15 protein-coding genes and 3 tRNA genes are annotated in these 16862 nt (G+C 65.9%); 8 read left to right on the plus strand and 10 right to left on the minus strand.

From position 1 onward, the window contains the following. Positions 1-3 precede the first annotated feature (3 nt). Complete coding sequence (locus tag C477_RS02520; RefSeq protein ID WP_012941576.1) at positions 4-1578, minus strand: DNA-directed RNA polymerase subunit B''; 1575 nt, start codon at positions 1576-1578, stop codon at positions 4-6. Then, positions 1579-1806: a DNA-directed RNA polymerase subunit H gene (locus tag C477_RS02525; RefSeq protein ID WP_008892860.1), complete on the minus strand. Its 228-nt coding sequence runs from the start codon at positions 1804-1806 to the stop codon at positions 1579-1581. Between the two features lie 317 nt (positions 1807-2123). Here C477_RS02525 and C477_RS02530 point away from each other — a divergent pair. The 5 genes from C477_RS02530 (at position 2124) to C477_RS02555 (ending at position 5578) form a co-directional block, all read left to right on the plus strand. After that, positions 2124-2196, plus strand: a tRNA-Asp gene (locus C477_RS02530). 13 nt (positions 2197-2209) lie between these two features. Next, positions 2210-2282: transfer RNA gene (locus tag C477_RS02535), tRNA-Asp, on the plus strand. Positions 2283-2639: 357 nt separating this feature from the next. Then, positions 2640-2712 (plus strand) — tRNA-Asp (locus tag C477_RS02545). 222 nt (positions 2713-2934) lie between these two features. Then, positions 2935-3390 (plus strand): group I intron-associated PD-(D/E)XK endonuclease, encoded by a 456-nt coding sequence (locus C477_RS02550; RefSeq protein WP_008892861.1) that lies wholly within the window; start codon positions 2935-2937, stop codon positions 3388-3390. A gap of 85 nt (positions 3391-3475) precedes the next feature. Then, the gene (locus C477_RS02555; protein ID WP_008892862.1) at positions 3476-5578 is read left to right on the plus strand and encodes a bacterio-opsin activator domain-containing protein; all 2103 of its coding nucleotides are present in this window, start codon (positions 3476-3478) and stop codon (positions 5576-5578) included. A 578-nt stretch (positions 5579-6156) separates the two neighbouring features. On the opposite strand, the gene C477_RS02560 is transcribed toward C477_RS02555, so the two are convergent. The 7 genes from C477_RS02560 to C477_RS02590 all read right to left on the minus strand — a co-directional run bounded on the left by C477_RS02560 (position 6157) and on the right by C477_RS02590 (position 12904). Continuing rightward, positions 6157-6906: a protein-L-isoaspartate O-methyltransferase family protein gene (locus C477_RS02560; RefSeq protein ID WP_008892863.1), complete on the minus strand. Its 750-nt coding sequence runs from the start codon at positions 6904-6906 to the stop codon at positions 6157-6159. Positions 6907-6970: 64 nt separating this feature from the next. Beyond that, positions 6971-7660, minus strand: coding sequence for a protein-L-isoaspartate(D-aspartate) O-methyltransferase (locus tag C477_RS02565; RefSeq protein ID WP_008892864.1), 690 nt, complete (start codon positions 7658-7660; stop codon positions 6971-6973). Between the two features lie 110 nt (positions 7661-7770). Next, a complete protein-coding gene (locus tag C477_RS02570; protein ID WP_008892865.1) occupies positions 7771-8424 on the minus strand; it encodes an HVO_0476 family zinc finger protein in 654 nt (217 codons plus the stop codon). Between the two features lie 116 nt (positions 8425-8540). Continuing rightward, complete coding sequence (locus C477_RS02575; RefSeq protein WP_008892866.1) at positions 8541-9122, minus strand: LURP-one-related/scramblase family protein; 582 nt, start codon at positions 9120-9122, stop codon at positions 8541-8543. A 129-nt stretch (positions 9123-9251) separates the two neighbouring features. Continuing rightward, positions 9252-10205: an aminopeptidase gene (locus tag C477_RS02580; RefSeq protein ID WP_008892867.1), complete on the minus strand. Its 954-nt coding sequence runs from the start codon at positions 10203-10205 to the stop codon at positions 9252-9254. Positions 10206-10332: 127 nt separating this feature from the next. Further along, positions 10333-11595 (minus strand): TrkA C-terminal domain-containing protein, encoded by a 1263-nt coding sequence (locus C477_RS02585; protein WP_008892868.1) that lies wholly within the window; start codon positions 11593-11595, stop codon positions 10333-10335. A 1-nt stretch (position 11596) separates the two neighbouring features. Continuing rightward, complete coding sequence (locus C477_RS02590; protein WP_008892869.1) at positions 11597-12904, minus strand: hypothetical protein; 1308 nt, start codon at positions 12902-12904, stop codon at positions 11597-11599. A gap of 259 nt (positions 12905-13163) precedes the next feature. Here C477_RS02590 and C477_RS02595 point away from each other — a divergent pair, with 259 nt between their 5' ends. Then, on the plus strand, positions 13164-14243 hold the full coding sequence (locus C477_RS02595) for an ATP-binding protein (RefSeq protein ID WP_008892870.1): 1080 nt from the start codon (positions 13164-13166) through the stop codon (positions 14241-14243). A 165-nt stretch (positions 14244-14408) separates the two neighbouring features. Then, positions 14409-15188 (plus strand): DUF7310 family coiled-coil domain-containing protein, encoded by a 780-nt coding sequence (locus tag C477_RS02600; RefSeq protein ID WP_008892871.1) that lies wholly within the window; start codon positions 14409-14411, stop codon positions 15186-15188. Between the two features lie 96 nt (positions 15189-15284). Here the strand turns inward: C477_RS02600 and C477_RS02605 are convergent, their stop codons facing one another. Next, entirely contained in the window at positions 15285-15812 is a 528-nt protein-coding gene (locus tag C477_RS02605) for a metallophosphoesterase (protein WP_008892872.1), read from the minus strand. 97 nt (positions 15813-15909) lie between these two features. Between C477_RS02605 and C477_RS02610 the strand changes: the two genes are divergently transcribed. Then, positions 15910-16854 carry a cation diffusion facilitator family transporter gene (locus C477_RS02610; RefSeq protein WP_008892873.1) on the plus strand — a complete coding sequence of 315 codons (945 nt, stop codon included), beginning with the start codon at positions 15910-15912 and terminating at the stop codon, positions 16852-16854. Positions 16855-16862: the final 8 nt, after the last annotated feature.

Consider the following 16862-nt stretch of genomic DNA (forward strand, 5'->3'; position numbering starts at 1 on the left):
TGATCAGTCGTCTGCGGTCGATCGTTCGATGCCCTCGAGGCCGGGAATCCCCTCGACGCCCATCGATGCCAGTTCGCGTTTGAGTTCCTGTTCGTCCTCGACGTTCTGGGAGAGCTCCATCGACTGCGCGAAGTTCTTCACCAACCCACAGTTCGGTCCCTCGGGCGTCTCCGAGGGCCCGATTCGACCCCACTGGGTCGCGTGTAAGTCCCGCGCTTCGAAGTGCGGCTGCGAGCGCGAGAGCGGGCTGCGAAGGCGTCGCAGGTGCGACAGAACGCCCATGAAGTCGGTTCGGTCGACAAGCTGCGAGACGCCGGAGCGGCCGCCGACCCAGTTCCCCGTCGCGATCGGGTGCTCTAAGCGCTCGGTCAGGACGTCCGAACGGACGACCGTCGAGACCGAGAGGTTTCGGTTGCGCATGTTGGCGCGCTCGAGCTGATACTTCACGTCCCGGGCCAGCTTGTTCAGCGCGGTCCGGAACAGGTCCTTCATCAGATCGCCGCTGACCTTCAGCCGCTTGTTGGCGTAGTGGTCCTTGTCGTCAGAGTCGCGCCGACCCAACGCGAGTTCGAAGCAGGCCTCGGCCATCCGGCAGAGGTAGTGGGCCTTGTTGATCCGGACGTCCTCCTCCTCGACGCCGTCCTCGTGGAGGTGGGGCAGCAGGTAGCGGTCGATGACGTAATTCGCGCGCTTGAGCTGGTAGTTTTTCCCCTGCCCGGAGGCGACGCGCTTCCCGAGTTCCTCGATGGCCTCCTCTTCGCTCTGGACCTCGGCGGCCTCGAGGTTCTCGAGCATATACTTGACGACCTCGGGGTCGTTCGAGACCTTGTGGACGATCTCCTCGTCGCTCTCCAGTCCCAGCGCGCGGACGAGCGTGACGAAGTTGATCGAGCCCGACACCGACGGGAACGAGACCTCGAGCAGCCCCTCGCGGTTCCGTTCGCAGAGAACGAGCGCGCGGTAGCCACGGCGCTGGGAGAAGGTCTTGGCGACCTGAATCTCGTCGCCGTACTTGGTGTCGTACTCGGCGAGGATCTTGTTGGGCGCGAGGTCCTCGCTGGTCATCAGCACCCGCTCGGAGCCGTTGACGATGAAGTAGCCGCCCGGGTCGGCGGGGTCTTCGCCGATCTCGACGAGCTCCTCGTCGGAGAAGCCGGCGATGTTACACTTGTCGGAGCCGACCATGATCGGCATCCGACCGATCTTCGTCTCGGTGGAGTCGACGACTCGCTGGTCGCCCTCCTCGCCCTTGACGATCGACATCTCCATGAAGACCGGTGCGGAGTACGTAATGTTACGCAGCCGGGCTTCCTGCGGATAGAGCAACTCTTCCGAGCCGTCTGCCTCCCTGACGCGGGGCGTCACGACGCGGACGTCGCCGAGTTTGACGTGAACGGGTTCCTCCCCTTCCTTGTCGCCGATGTCCGTGTCGATCGTCTCCTTCTCGTCGACGACTTCCTGCATTCCGCGGTTGAGGAAGGCGTTGAACGATCGGTAGTGGTGTTCGGCGATCCGTTCCTTCGCGAAGTATTCGCGCGAGATCTCTCGCCGTTTCTCGCGATTGAGTTCCATTGACATTTATTCCACCACGAGTCGGTATACGACTGCCTGGTCGGCTGTCCGTGAGTTCCGAACGATCTTGATAACGTCGCCGATCTCCGCCTCGTCCGGCAGGGCGGGATCGCTGCGCTTGATTTTCGGCAGGTCTGTGCGGTCGATGTCGTACTCCTCGAGGACCTCGTCGAGCGCGTCCTCGTCGAGTATGGTGTGCTCCGGAACGAGTTCGTGTTGGCTTACGTCTACCATGTGTTGGGGTTGGTGTGCGTGTCGGCTATTGGGAGAGAAGCGGCTGTCACGAGATACTACAGCAGAATACCGCCGGGACGCATTTAACGGTTACTAACTCGAGCGGGTAGCGCAGCTACCCGACCGGAGCGGCCCTGACCGGAGGCACCGATCACGTGCGACAGTACCCCGGTATCAGTTAAATTCCTTGTGGAGCGTGTGAGGGTGTATCACAGTGGGGGCTCGAGGCGATCTCCGTGTTTCGATTCGCCGTACCACACGGTGATCGATTGGAAAGCCTTAATACTATCTCCGGGAAAGGAAGAGTTGCGTTGGAAGCCCGGATGGTGTAGTGGCCCATCATACAACCCTGTCACGGTTGTGACGCGGGTTCAAATCCCGCTCCGGGCGTCTTCNGTTGGAAGCCCGGATGGTGTAGTGGCCCATCATACAACCCTGTCACGGTTGTGACGCGGGTTCAAATCCCGCTCCGGGCGTCTTCTTCCACGAACAACAATCGACGAGCACTGCATAGCGTATGCTCGTCAGTCGACAGGCCGTTCTGGAGCGAACGGGTCAGGCAGTGTGCGTAGATCAAATATCGATGGCGCAGTGGCATCTGTTCTCGACAGTCTACGATCTCGATTCAGCTCATTCGGATACGAGAAGTCGCTAAGAGCGCTATACGGCAAACAACCGTCATCCAATGATAAGGTAATTGAATAATATCCAGAACACAACCCTTAATACCGTCACGGGGAAAGGAAGAGTTGCGTTGGAAGCCCGGATGGTGTAGTGGCCCATCATACAACCCTGTCACGGTTGTGACGCGGGTTCAAATCCCGCNGTTGGAAGCCCGGATGGTGTAGTGGCCCATCATACAACCCTGTCACGGTTGTGACGCGGGTTCAAATCCCGCTCCGGGCGTCTTCTTCCGCGAATAACAACCGACGAGCGTTGCGTGTATTTGTCACTAATAAGCGGGAGACGGAAAATAAGGGATTTGAACTACGGAACGAGCGAACCAACGTGAGCGAGTTCAGGTGGTTCAAATCCCGCTCCGGGCGTCTTCTTCCGCGACCAATTTCGAGAAAGAGTTAGCTATCGATCAACCGATTGTTTTTATCCGATAACCGAACCACGTGCGGTGTGCGCAACTCGAAGGAGATCGGTGATACGACTGAGTCGCGGGCGCTCGCGACGTTAGTCGCTTACGGACACAGCGTTTCAATTCCGTTCGGAGACAACGACAGATATGACCTCGTCGTCGACGACGGCGAGACACTCTACCGCATTCAGTGCAAAACGGCGTGGTCCAACAAGGAGCAGACGATACGCTTCAATACCCACTCACAAACGACAAAAGACGGAACGTACCACGAACAGCCGTATCGGAACGATATCGATGCGTTCCTGGTCTATTATCCGGAAAACGAGCAGTTCTACTGGATCAATGTGGCTGATGCAACCGAACAGAAGATGGAACTTCGGTTCGCGGCTGAAATCGATCATCCCTCTATAAACTGGGCGGAAACGTACGAGTTCGACGGAACGATCCCCGAACGGTCGAGATCGGAGAACGCTACCAGCCGTGACCGCGACTAGAGTTTGCCACGGAAAGAACCTAATTATTTAGTGGCCACTCGGACATCCCTCAGTGGACTGCAGCGACTTGCACTACTGGTTACCAATGACGAAACCGATCACCGTTCTCATCGTCGATAACGAACCGGGGTTCGCCGATCTCGCCGGCGAGATGCTCGAGCGCGAACGCGATGCGATCGTCGCCGAGGCGGCGACGGATGCGACGGCGGCGCTCGAGATCCTCGAGCAACGAGAGATCGATTGCATCGTCAGCGATTACGAGATGCCCCGGATGACGGGGTTGGAGCTGTTGGAGCGAGTTCGCGAGGACGATCCGGATCTGCCGTTCATTCTGTTTACGGGGCGGGGCTCCGAGGAGATCGCCAGCGAGGCGATCGCGGCCGGCGTGACCCAGTACCTCCAGAAGGAGTCCGGCAAGGAGCAGTACGCGCTGTTGGCGAACCAGATCACGAACGCGGTCTCTCAGTATCGGACCGAGACGGAACTGCGGGAGAGCGAGCGACGGTACGAGCGGACGCTGACGACGTTACACGAGACGACGCGGGATCTGATGCGTGCGGGCACGAAACGGGAGATCTACCAGTCGGCGGTCGATACGGCGGGCGAGATCCTCGACGTGCCCGTCGCCGCGGCGTACACGTTCGAGCCGACGGACGGGATCTTAGCGCACGCGGCGTCGATGCGAGAGTCGCGGGAACTCGTCGATCCGGAGATGCAGTTCGAGCAGGGCGAGGGCCACGTCTGGGAGGTGTTCTCGGAGGGGGAGAGCGCCTACTACGAGGACGTGACGCGGGACGCCGACACCAAGACGCTGAGCCGGAGCGAGCTGATCGTCCCGCTCGGGACCCACGGCGTGTTGGTCGCGGGCACCGAGGACATCGACGGCTTCGACGAGACGATGACAGAACTGCTGCACATCCTGGCGGCCAACACCGAGGCGGCGCTCGATCGGGCCGAGCGCGAGCAACTGCTCCGGGACCACGATCGGACGCTCACCCAGCAAAACGAGGAGCTGACGCGGCTCAACCACACCAACGAGATCGTTCGCGAGATCAATCACGGCGTGGCCCAAGCCTCGACGCGAACCGAAATCGAGACGACGGTCTGCGAGCGGTTGGCCGACACCGAACGATACTGCTTCGCCTGGATCGCCTCGAGCGACGACGAGCCGTCCGAGCCGACGGCGTGGGCCGGCATCGACGCGGCCTTTATCGACCGAATTCGCGACGACGGCGAGTGCGCGCCGGAGCACTCGCTGGTCGCGGAGACCCTCGAAACCGGCCGCGTGCAGATCGTCCGGAACGTCCTCGAGACCGACGGCTGGGATCGGCGCCGAAAGGAGGCGTTGACCTACGGCTATCAGACGATCCTGGCGGTCCCGCTGACCGATACCGAACGCCAGTACGGCGTCTTGCTCGTCCACGTGGCGGGAGTCGACTCGATCGGCGACAGCGAACTGGAGGTGCTCGGCGAACTCGGCGAGACGATCGGCCACGCGATTCGATCGGTCGAGCGGACGCGAGCCATGCTGACGGACAGCCGACTCGAGCTCGAACTCGCCGTTTACGATTCGCGACTGCTCTTGAACCGGTTTGCCGAGCACGTCGAGGGGACGGTGACCATCGAGGGGATCATCGAACGGGACGACGACGTCGTCATGTTCGTCAGCGCCCCTGAAACCGCCGATCTCACGCCGCTCGAGGAATGGGCGTCGCTCGAGACGATCTCGGTCGTCTCGGAAGGCGACGACGAGATCCTCTTCGAGGTGACGGTCACCTCGTCGCCGATCTTGGAGATCCTGCGGACCTTCGACGTCCAGTTGCGGACCGCGACCGCACAGAACGGGTCGACGACGCTCGTCCTCGAGGTCCCCCAGCGGGTCGAAACCCGATCGCTGGTCGAAGCGATCAGGGAGGGGTATCCCGAGACGGAACTGGAGGCGCGACGCGAGACGACGAGCACGCGGTCGGCCCGACAGCTCGACACACACCTCGAGGAGCGGCTCACCGACAAGCAGTTCGAGGCGTTACAGGCGGCCCACTACAGCGGGTTCTTCGAGTGGCCGCGAGAGAGCACCGGTGAGGATCTCGCCGACGCGCTCGACGTCACGCCGCCAACGTACCATTACCACCTGCGAGCGGCCGAACGAAAACTCGTTACGCTGGCGTTCGACGGCCACTCTAACTAATTAGTACCCATCTCTGGAAGACTCTAGTAGATTAGAAGCTATACTTACCACCTCCCGGTACATATGGGTAAATGGCGATCTGCGATAGTCTATCGCCACCCCCAATCCCCCCACCCCCAACTTTCCCCCCTGACTTACCGTCCGAGAGCCATCAGCGCGGTTCACTGTGGCGCTCGACCAACAATATCGTCGATCAGTCGCCATTGTACGCATCGATTGACTGTTCTCGTGAGCCCCGCGTTCGAACTGAGTCCAGCCGAGCGCAGACAGTTCTCGACGCGAGGCGGACGCCGACCGCCGTGAGCGAGAGCAATCGATCGCTACGCGCCTCGGTAGTCATCGATCGCGTCGGACTCGAGCACCGCTCCGACGGATGCGTCTCGGTGACCCGCCTCCAGAATCTAAGTAATTAGATGAAACCATCATTGTGATGCTAATCACATAGTAAGTATATTTAATCCCCCGCGGCGCGTACGAATTGATGGCGATCTGCGATACTCTATCGCCACCCCAATCCCCCCCACCCCCCACTTCTCCCCGGAACGACGTTGGAAGCGGCGGCTGTCGGACCGGCGACTTCACTGCGAGCCGATCGACTCTTCCCACTCGATCCAGTCCTGTTCCCAGCCGCGCCGGGATTCGGCGCGGCGCACGGCGTGTTCCCGATCTTCGCGGGCCGTCCGGTTTCGCTCGACGGCACCCGACTGTTCGCCCTCGACCAACAGCGGCGCAAACGAGACGGGGTCGAACTGCGAGCGGCCGCCGTCGGCGGAGACCGCCTCGAGTCGCTGCCGCTGGGTTCCCCGCGGGAACACCAGTCGGCCGTCGTCGGTCAGTTGCCCGAGCAGGGCTCGCGGCGGTTCGACGGCGGCGGCTTCGAGGAGCACGCGATCGAACGGCGCGTACTCCGGGAGGCCGTCGGCGCCGTCACGGCGGTCGACGAGGACGCCCTCGTAGCCCGCCCGAGCGAGGTTCTGGCGGGCTTCGACGACCAGCGGTCGGGAGATGTCGACCGCGTGGACGTTAGTCTCGCCGACGACTTCGGCCACGACGGCGGCCGTGTACCCGACCCCGGCGCCGACGATCAGCACCTCGTGGTCGTCCTCGAGGGCCAGCGCTTGCAGCAATCGGGCGGCCGTGCTCGGAGCGAGGACGCGCGTCCCCAACACCTCGTGTTCTCGGTCGGCGTAGGCCGACCGGTCGTCCTCGAGGAATTCGTGGCGGGGAACGTCCCGCATTGCGACGGCGACGACCTCGTCGTGGAGGACATCCTTGGCGGCGGACTCGAGGCCGTCGACCATATCCTCGCGCAGTACCGCAGGGTCCATACTCGAGGTATCGCTCGGGTCGTTATCAATGGCGCGCTTGCGCCGCCCGGCGGTCAATCCGCCGTTACCGTCCGCGCATTTCCACGAATCGGACCCCGCCGTGCTCGGTGCGCTCGAGGCCCCCCTCCTCCCGCTTCGTCGCCTCGACGAGGGTCTGGAACCCGGACCCGATCGGCGCGAGGAGCGTGGCGCCGGGCCGCACCTGCTCGACGACGGGATCTGGGAACGTCGCGGCCGCACACGTGAAGTACGCGGCGTCGTAGGGCGCGTGCTCGGGCCAGCCCTCGCGACCGTCGCCCGTCCGAACGTCGACCCCGTCGTACCCGAGTTCGGCGAGTTGCTCGCGGGCTCGGTCGGCGAGGTCGGCGCTGTACTCGACGGTCGCGACCGACTCGCCGCCGACGAGTTCGGCCGTGACCGCGGCGTGGTAGCCACAGCCGGTGCCGATCTCGAGGACCTCGTCGCCGGGATCCAACTCGAGCAGATCGGCCATCACGGCGACCATGTGGGGCGCGCTGATCGTCTGGCCGTCCCCGATCGGGAGGGGCCGGTCCGCGTACGCCCGATCTCGTCGGTCCGGCGGGACGAAGGCGTGTCGGGGGACCAATTCCATGGCCTCGAGAACGCGGTCGTCGTCGACGCGAGACGCGACGGTTCGGACCATGCGCTCGCGTACGGCTTCGTAGTCGTCGGAGTCGGACTCGGAGTCGGACTCGGACTCGGACTCGGCGTCGGAACCGAAGTTGCGAAACATGGTCCGATATACCGTCTCGCAAGCAATAGACCGTGGGTAGCGAGTGCCGGCACCGCCGAGCGAGCGTCGCTTGTCGGACCAACGGCGTCCGATCGATCGGCTACCTCTACCTACCAGGCCGACCAGGCGCTGGTCTGCTGGTCGTAGGCGTAGATGCGCTTTGCGTCCTTCGCGAGGATGGAATCGCCCTCCATCTCGTAGCGATCCCGGTCGTAGTCCGCGGCGTCGCTGCGGACGACGAACGCGTCGATCTCGAACTCGTCGTCGCCGAACTGTTCGACCTCGCCGACCTCGAACTCGTAGTCGCCGGGCACGTGGACCGTGATACTGCGGCTGTCGTCGCGCGAGCCGTCCTGGGGGTGGACCGTGACGTTGACTGCGACGTTGTCAACCTCGCGGGTCCAGACGGTCTCGATATCCTCGACGGATGCTTCCTCGCGGCGCTTCTGGCCGTCGAGTTCGACGCTCGTGACCCGAACCGTCGAAAGCACTTCCTCGGTCTCGAGGATGAACTCGTCGCCGACCTCGACGGTCTCGTCTTCGGGCGTCGTCACGTTCGCGGTGAAGGACTCGCCGCCCTGGGAGACGACCACGTCGAGGGTGACCTCTCGCTCGCGCTCGGGCTGGATCTTGTGGACGTGACTGCACTCGCTACAACGAACCGTGAGGGTGCCGCCGCCTTCCGTGAGTACCTCGTGGACCGTCTCGAGGTCCGGCGAGCACGAAGGACAGGGCGTCGGAACCCGATCCGGAATTTCGCTCATAACCGTTCTAGACGCTACGCACTGAAAAAGCGATTGAAGCCGTCGTCACGCCGAGAACCGGAGCCGGTCGAGACGACCGCGAGTTCGGTTCGACCCGATGCCTGCCCCGCAACGAGCTAGTTCCCCTGAATCGCGTCGATGACCATCGCCGCGGCGACGACAGGCTCTTTCGGGACGGAGCTGGCGTCGTCGACGGTGATATCGTAGCGATCGCGCAACGAGATTCGGCCGCTGATCGAGCCGACGTGAGCGCCCTCCGCGTCGGTGATCTCGTACTTGTGCGGGATCCACTCGCCGAAGGGAACGACGTTCCGGGCCAGCGTTACCATCGCGCCGCGAGAGTTGATCTCGGCCAGTTTCTCCTCGGTCGTCGCGTCGCGGATCGTCCACGTATCCTGTAGCAGCGAGTAGTCGTTATCCAGCACGACGAGATTCTCGCCGGTCTGGGCGTCCGAGAGCACGTAGTTACCCGCGACGTCGATGATTCCCCCGGCTTTCACGGTGAACACCTCGTTGCCCTCGCCGTCGGTGAAGGGGAACTCATCTTTCATCTTGAACATCTTCTGTTTCCCCTTGAGGACGGTGTTGCCGCCGGCGTCGAGCGCCTTGTACTTGTTTCGAACGAACCCCTGCTCGACCGTATACCGGTCGTCGACGAGCTCGATCCCCTGAATATCGTACTCCCGAGTGTTACGCATCGGTCCGAACTATCCCCGGTATCACTTGAAACCACTAGGTACATACAGTTAACCGGAATATTTTACCGGTAGTGTGGCGGTGTTTCGGGGGTAGTGTGGAAGACTCGGCTCGCTCGAGTCGCGCCGCGATCAGGCGTCGGTCGCGGTCGGAAGGTCGATCGGCTCGCCGTCGGCGTACACCGTCGGTTCCCGCAGGATACCGTCCAGGTGGATCGGCGCCTCCGTCTGGCCGCCGATGCCCGCGTTGTCGCCGATCGCGATGTGGACGGTGCCGCCGGCCTTCTCGTCCAACAGGACGGAGCCGACGAGGTCGGTGACCGCGACGTTCGTCCCGATCCCCAGTTCCGCGAGGTTGTAGGCGGCGTCGCCGACCTTCTTCGCGGCGCCCTCGACAGTTTCCCGTATCTCGTCGTCGGAGATGTGCGTGACCAGGCCGTCCTCGACCTCGAAGGTGAGTTCCTGACCGTCCTCGAGCAGGCCGTGGGGCCGCATCGTCCCGTCGACGACGAACGTCCCGTCGGCGGTTTCGGGGCTGACGAACACCTCGCCGGCGGGCAGGTTCGACATCTGACCGGCCTCGTGGACGATCCCGGTGTCCGAGAGCCACTCGCGGTCGCCGATGCCGAACGCGATGTCGGTGCCGGCGGGGGTCGTCACGCGAATCTCGTCGGCGTCGGCCACCTGCGCTCTGACGTCCTCGCAGCGGGCGGCGATCGACTCGTAGTCGGCGTCCAGTCCCGTCGTGAAGGCCTCCTCGGTGATCCCCGGCAGCGTCGCGACGCGGGCGCCGGCCTCGTTGGCCTCGGTGCGGGCGCGCGTGTGACTCAAACTCTTCGTCGTCGGCGCGAGGACGACGTCCGCGCCGGCCATCGCCGCGGCGACGGGTTCGGGCGGTTCGCTCCCGTGGGTCTCGCCGGGCGGGTAGCGGACGACGACCGCGTCGTCGGTGATCTCGCTAGCGACCTCGTAGAGAGCCTCCCCGATCGGAACGCGGTCGTCGTCGGTGACTACGGCACACGATTCGTCGCTCTCGAGGGCCAGACACTGCCGCACGGCCTCGGCGGCACCGCGCAGTTCGGACATACGCGCATATTGTCTCAGGGGGTCGAAAGCTATTGCCCTTGGCGTCCGGCCGACCTGCGGTTCGGAGCCGCCGGCAGCGAACGCACTCCCGACTGCGGTCATCGCCTCGAGCGGACGGAGTCGGCCGTCAGTCCGCCGTCTGCGGCGTCGCTTCCGGCGGTTCGTCAGCGTCCGCCTCCACCGTCGAGTCGTCCGCGTCCGAGGGCGACGCCTCGAGTTCGTCGGGCGTCCCGAAGACGTAGAGCATGTCGCCGGCCTCGAGCGGTTCCTTGTCGGCCGGCAGCGAGACGATCTCGTCGCCGCGCTCGATCGCGAGCGCGCGGCCCGACACCCAGCCGACGAACTCGTTCGCGAGCGGGCCGCCGTCCTCGACCGCGGTCGCCGTCACCGTCTCGTCGCTGGCCCTGATCGCCGCGACGAGCGCGTGACCGGCGCTCGGCGTCTCCGGCCGCGTCGTGAGGCGATACCGCCGGCCGAGATCGAACGCCTCGGCGTCGCCCGCGTCGACGAGCAGCGTCGTGATCGGTCCCGCACTCGCTCGCAGCGTTCCCGTCGCGACATACTGTCGGGCGCCGGCACCGCCGGTCCAGACTTCGACCGGATCGCCGGTGCTCGCTCGCGCGGGCGGATCGCCGGCGACGGCGACGGCGACCCGATCCGGCCCGAGCGCGGGGCTGATTCCGGGTCGGCGATCCCCGACCGCGACGGCCTCGACGGCGCCGTCCGCAGAGAGGTCCGCGCGGACGTAGCCGATATCGAAGTCGGACTCGAGGCGCGCCTCGAGTCGGGATCGAAGTTCGGGCACCGACAGGTCGTTGGGGAACAGGAATCGCCGTCCCGCGAGGTCCCGTTTGACGCCGTCGTCGACGGCGGGGTACCCCTCGGCGTCGTCGATCGACTCGGGGAGCGTAACCGCGACGGCGAGTCCGGCCGACCGGACGAGGTCGGCCGCCGGCCCGTCGGTCTCGAGTCGCGTCACGTCGTAGACGCCGCACGCGAGGTGGTCGCCGAGCCGGTGGCCGGCGGTCGCGGCGAGGGCGCCCGCGGTCACCAGCCCGAGGAGATAACTGCCGGACGTGTAGTGGACCAGCGGCGAATCGACGACGACCTCGCCGCGGCGGATCGCCTCGAGCACGAGCCAACCAGACGGGAGTGCGAGCCCGGCGAGAACGGCCGCTCCGCGCGGTAGTTTGCGAACGGTCGCCCCTCGATAGCCGAACGCGACCGCGAGCGCGCCGGCGCCCGCCAGCAGCCCGTACCCGAGGATGCCGAGCAGGGCCGTCCGCGTCCATTCGACCGTCGTCGAGCCGCCGAACGCGTCGCCGGTCTGCAGGAGTTCGACCGCGAGCAGCGCGTCCGGGAGCGCCTCGAGCGCCATCGCGACCGTCATCTCAGTCGTTCACCTCGATTGCTCGTCGGCCGAGGTCGTCCGAGTCCGTCCGTTTCTCGAGGGCCTCCTCGTCGGTTCCGAGGAGGATCGCCTCCGCGCCGACCGAAATCGCGGCCGGGTCGGGATCGAACCGCCACGGTCCCTCGTTCGTTGCCGCGTCGGGGCGGGGTGCGTCGTCGGAGTCGCCGCTAGCGTCGCGTTCCGCCCGCCGGACCGCGAACACCTCGAGGTCGACCGTGTCGTCGTCGATCACCGCCAGTATCGGTTCGGTCAACCGCACCTTCCGGATCGCCGTCCCGTCGCGTTCGAGCAGCGAGACGGCGTCGAACTCGCGGGTGGTCTCGCCCGGTACGACGACGATCCGCGCCCGCTCGGCCTCGAGCAGCGCCTCCGCGTCCGTCGTCGGTACGACGACGGTGACCCGTCCCTCGCCGCCGCGAGCCACGGTCGCCGACGGCCGGGTCGCTCCGCCAGTACCGTCGCCGTCGGCTGCGGACGTCGCGGTCGCGTCCGGCACGGCGCGTCCGCCGTCCGTGACGACGTCGTCGCGGACGCTGGTGCCGAGTACGGTCCCGGCGACCGTCGTCGCCTCGGTCATCGCGAGAACGTCGTCGCCCGGCGCGAGCCCGGTCGGGAGGAGCGTCCGCACCGACACGGCGCGCCGGCCGTCCGGAACCCGCTTCGCGACGCCGTTGGCCGGCGGCGCCGCGGCGATCGTCGCCCGCCCCCGACCGTCGACGGCGACCGAGGCCGCCTCGAGGTCGTAGGTCGTCTCGAGTCGATCCTCGAGGCGGGTCTCGAGTGCCGCGAGCGGAAGGTCCGCCGGCAGCCGCCACGCGCCATCCTCGAGGGCCGCCCGGAGGTCGGGGTCGAGCGGCGGATAGCCGTCGAACGCGCGGACGTCGCCGCTCGCGCGGATCGTCACCTGCCCCATCGCGTCGACTGCGTCGATCGCGTCGCCGGACAGCGTCCGACCGCGCTCGACGGGCAGCGACGTCTTCCGGGGGAGTTCGGTCGCAAGTCGCCAGCCAAGGCTGTCCGCGTAGGCAGCGGTCACCCCGACGGCGAACAGCGCCGTGGCGATCCGGACCGCCTGCGCCGACAGGGGGTCGACGTCGAAGACGCCGATCGCGTAGCCGATCCCACCGGCCAGCGCGATTGCGACCAGGACCGACGCGGCTCGCGGCAGTCGTCGCCGGCGGACGTAGCCGAGGCCGAGCGCGACCGCCGCGACGAGGGACGCCGTCACGACGGCGATCAACAGCCCATACGAGATTCCGATCACCGATTCGTACGCTACCGTATCCATAGCGTCCCAACTCGTGCCGTCGTACCGGTTCGATTCCCCGTCTTTCTCGAGGGGTCGCCGGACATCACCTGTCGCTTCCCGGCGGATCGCCGACTCGGCCGTCCCGCGATTGACCTGCCGTCCCGGCGGAAGCGACTGCTCGATCCGCGATCAGAGCCGTCAGTTCGCATCTCCTTGCGGAGCATGCCGCTATTCTCCCATCCTTTCTACTTAAACTGTGGCGAGAAATTATAATTTGTATAGTGAGCATATTATCCCCATGAGCTTCGTAATTGGGCGCGGCGACGATCTGGCGGAGGGACCCGCGGGACGGCTCGGCCGATACCGGGCGCTCGACGGGAGCGAAGGGGCCGACCTCTTTCTCGACCTCGACGGCCCGCACGCCACGCTCGTCGTCGGCAAGCGCGGGTACGGGAAGTCATTCACGATGGGCGTCATCGCGGAGGAACTCGCGCGATCGCGGGGCGTCGCGCCCGTGATCGTCGATCCGATGGGCGTCTTCGACACGCTCGCCGCCGACGCCGAGGGCGATCCGGTCCCCGCCGAGGTCGTCGCGTCCCCGGCGGTCGAAGCGACCTCGCTCGATCCGAAATCGTGGTGTGCGCTGCTGGACCTCTCGCCGGAAAGTGGCGCCGGAAGCCTCGTCTGGCAGGCCGCGACCGAATCGACAACCATCGCCGCCATGCGCGACCGCGTCGAGGCGACCGACGCGCCCGACGCGGACAAGCGAACCGCGATCAACCACCTGAACCTCGCGGCGTCATGGGGCGTCTTCGATCCGGACGGCCTCTCGGCGGCCGACCTCGGCGGGCCGGAGGTGACGATCGTCGACGTCTCCGGCCTCGAGGCCCGAGCGATGAACGCCGTCTGCCGCGGCGTCGGCGAGGCGCTCTACCGGGCTCGAGTCCGCGGGACGATCGATCGGCTCCCCTGGCTGTTGCTCGACGAGGCCCACACGTTCTTCGAGGGCGTAGCCGAGCCGGCCCTTCGAACGATTCTTACGCGCGGCCGCGCGCCCGGCGTCAGCCTCGTGACCGCGACCCAGCGGCCCGGCGCCGTCCCGCCGGTCGGCATCTCGCAGTCGGACGTGCTTGTTTCCCACCGGCTCACCTCCGAGGCCGACCTCGAGGCGCTCGAGAGCGCCCAGCCGACGTACATGAACGGGTCCCTCGACGACCGAATGCCGACGGAGCCCGGCGAAGTGGTGGTCATCGACGACGCCACGGAGACCGTCCACGCCGCGCAGGTTCGGTGGCGGGACACGCCCCACGGCGGCGACAGTCCGCGCGCGAGCGATTACAGTGACTCTGATACCACTCCGACGGCCGGCACCGACTGAATGGACGTTCGGGCCGTTCCGTCCCGGACGACCGGCCGCTGGTCGACGACACCGGTCTCCGTCACGTTGACTGAACCGCGCATCCGCCGCTCGAGGGAGCCACCTCCCGCTATCGGCTCCTTCGTCGTGTTGAGGTTTAAATGGAAACGAGCGGGCAGATAGCCCATGGCCGATATCGATCGAATCGACCATCGTCTCGCCGCCGTCGAACGGGCCGTCATCGACGGCGACTACGAGGTCGATGCGCTGGGGGATCTGGCGACGCTCACCGAGACCGTCGAACGCCTCGAGACGCGGGTCGACGAACAGGAACGGCGGCTCGCGGCCCTCGAGGCGGAGACGGAGTCGCTGACCGGGTTCGTCGACAACGTCGAGTCGGTCAACGACGACGTCGAACGGCAGGCCGCGATGGCCGTCGCGACCGTCGACCGGCTCGAGGATCGGATCGGCGAACTCGAGTCGGCCCTCGAGGCGGTTCGACGGGAAACCGCCGACGCCGAAGCGGCGACCGGGCGGTCGAAAGCGCTGGCCGGCGACGACACCGACGACGCCGATCGACGGAGCGCGGCGTCGACGACGAGCGAAGTTCCAGTCGCCGAACGGGAGTCGGCGCCGGACGACGACGGATCGAAGTCGCCGGAAACCGCGGTCTCGGAGATCGTCAGCGGTGTCAGCAGTAACGGTGCTGGCAGCGGTGTCGACGATTTCGAGTGGGGCGCCGAGGAGTCGGCCGCCGACGGGAGGGCCGCGGAATCGCCGGCCGACGAGTCCGGTGTGGCCGGGATGGACGCGGCCGAACAGGAGTCCGTCGACCGACTGCTCGCCGACTCGGAGCGCGATCGATCGGAATCGGCAGTCGGCGAGACGGCGACCGAGGATACCGGCGACGAAGAATCGGTCGAGTCGGACGGGTTCCTTTCGTCGGTTCGCTCCAAACTACCGTGATCCGATCGCTCGTCGACCGACGGCGCCGCCGTGGTCGTGCTCCGACTCGGCGGTCGACGTCGAACCGGAACAGCGCCGACAACGCAGTAATCTTCGTTACCGTTCGTGCCGGACCTCGAGTTCGAACGACTCGAGGACCGTTCCGTTCGGGTCGTGGATCTCGCCCTCGAGAGCCGTTCCGTCCGCTCGCTCCTCGAGGACGGCGAATCCGGGTCGGTTTCCGCGCGGATCAGCGTGGCTGCCGGGGTTCAACAGGAGAGCGTCCTCGGTCTCGACGACGGTCGGCCGGTGGCTGTGGCCGAAGACGACGACGTCGGCGTCCCGCGAGCGGCCGAACATCGCTAGCCCCGTCTCGCCGCCGTCCCGGCGGTGGGTGACGGCGAAGCGGACGCCGTCGGCCTCGACGACGCGGGCCGTCGGCAGTCGCTCCCGGACGGCCGCGCTGTCGGCGTTGCCGTGGACGGCGTAGAGCAGGTCGCACTCCGACTGAACGGCCTCGAGGGCCGCCTCGCTCGTGAAATCTCCGGCGTGGATTACGGTGTCGGCCTCGCGGGCCGCGGTCAGGGCCTCGCCCTCGAGTTGGTGGCCGTCGCCGCTGTGCGTGTCCGAGAAAATCGCGATCATGGTCGCCCTTCGGGCGGCGCCGACAGGTTCCTTTCGAAGTCGAACACTGTCGTCGCGCGGTCGACACTTTTAACGGACCCGCTCGAAGGGAACGACGATGGCCAGTAGCACCTCCGTTGTCCTCGCCGCACTGTTCGCGAACGGCGCGATCGCGATCCTGAAGTTCGGCGGCTACCTGTTGACCGGGAGCCCCGCGATGCTCTCGGAGACATATCACTCGATTTCGGACACGGGTAACCAGGTCTTCCTGCTTGTCGGGATCAAGTACGGCGCACAGGAAGCGAACCGGAGCCACCCATTCGGCCACGGGAAGGCGCAGTTCTTCTACAGCCTCCTCGTGAGCGTCATGCTCTTCGGCATCGCCGGTTGGGAAAGCGCCCGCCACGGCTACAACGCGCTGACCCACGGCGGCGTCCACCGCGCCAGCGGAGACGTTGCGCTGCTGGGACGGTCGTTCGATCCGGTCCTCGTCAACTACGCGGTGTTGCTCGGCGCGATCGCGTTCGAATCCTACGCGCTCTGGAAGGCCTACCAGGGAATCAGCCGCCAGATGGACGAACACGGGTGGACGAGCCTCCGCGAGGCGTTCAGCAAGACCAGCGACGTGACGACCCTGACCGCGCTCACCGAGGACTCCATCGCGCTCGCCGGCGCGGGGATCGCGCTGCTCGGGATCTACCTTCGTCGGGTCACCGGAAACCCGATGTACGACGCCGGCGCCGCGCTCATCATCGGGATCATGCTCATGGGCTTTGCCGTCGCGCTCGCCTGGGAGAATAAGCGTCTCATCCTCGGCGAGAGCCTGCCGAAAGCGGACGAAGACGAACTCAGGCGGATCGTCGCCGACTGGGACGGCGTCACCGAACTCATCGACCTCCGAACCGTCTACTTCGGAGCCGAGGAACTGCTTCTCACGGCCGACGTCGCGTTCGATTCCGGCCTCGACACCGACGAGATCGACGAACGCATTACGGCGATCGAACGCGCGCTGATGGAGCACGACGATCAGGTGCAGAAGGTGTACATCGAACCGGAAACCTAAGCAGCGGT

Origin of the sequence: Haloterrigena salina JCM 13891, from assembly GCF_000337495.1 — an archaeon.
GTDB lineage: Archaea > Halobacteriota > Halobacteria > Halobacteriales > Natrialbaceae > Haloterrigena > Haloterrigena salina.

Coding starts and splice junctions, on each gene's coding strand:
- C477_RS02520 (WP_012941576.1), bottom strand. CDS start 1,578: ATGTCAATGGAACTCAATCGCGAGAAACGGCGAGAGATCTCGCGCGAA.
- C477_RS02525 (WP_008892860.1), bottom strand. CDS start 1,806: ATGGTAGACGTAAGCCAACACGAACTCGTTCCGGAGCACACCATACTC.
- C477_RS02555 (WP_008892862.1), top strand. CDS start 3,476: ATGACGAAACCGATCACCGTTCTCATCGTCGATAACGAACCGGGGTTC.
- C477_RS02560 (WP_008892863.1), bottom strand. CDS start 6,906: ATGGACCCTGCGGTACTGCGCGAGGATATGGTCGACGGCCTCGAGTCC.
- C477_RS02565 (WP_008892864.1), bottom strand. CDS start 7,660: ATGTTTCGCAACTTCGGTTCCGACGCCGAGTCCGAGTCCGAGTCCGAC.
- C477_RS02570 (WP_008892865.1), bottom strand. CDS start 8,424: ATGAGCGAAATTCCGGATCGGGTTCCGACGCCCTGTCCTTCGTGCTCG.
- C477_RS02575 (WP_008892866.1), bottom strand. CDS start 9,122: ATGCGTAACACTCGGGAGTACGATATTCAGGGGATCGAGCTCGTCGAC.
- C477_RS02580 (WP_008892867.1), bottom strand. CDS start 10,205: ATGTCCGAACTGCGCGGTGCCGCCGAGGCCGTGCGGCAGTGTCTGGCC.
- C477_RS02585 (WP_008892868.1), bottom strand. CDS start 11,595: ATGACGGTCGCGATGGCGCTCGAGGCGCTCCCGGACGCGCTGCTCGCG.
- C477_RS02590 (WP_008892869.1), bottom strand. CDS start 12,904: ATGGATACGGTAGCGTACGAATCGGTGATCGGAATCTCGTATGGGCTG.
- C477_RS02595 (WP_008892870.1), top strand. CDS start 13,164: ATGAGCTTCGTAATTGGGCGCGGCGACGATCTGGCGGAGGGACCCGCG.
- C477_RS02600 (WP_008892871.1), top strand. CDS start 14,409: ATGGCCGATATCGATCGAATCGACCATCGTCTCGCCGCCGTCGAACGG.
- C477_RS02605 (WP_008892872.1), bottom strand. CDS start 15,812: ATGATCGCGATTTTCTCGGACACGCACAGCGGCGACGGCCACCAACTC.
- C477_RS02610 (WP_008892873.1), top strand. CDS start 15,910: ATGGCCAGTAGCACCTCCGTTGTCCTCGCCGCACTGTTCGCGAACGGC.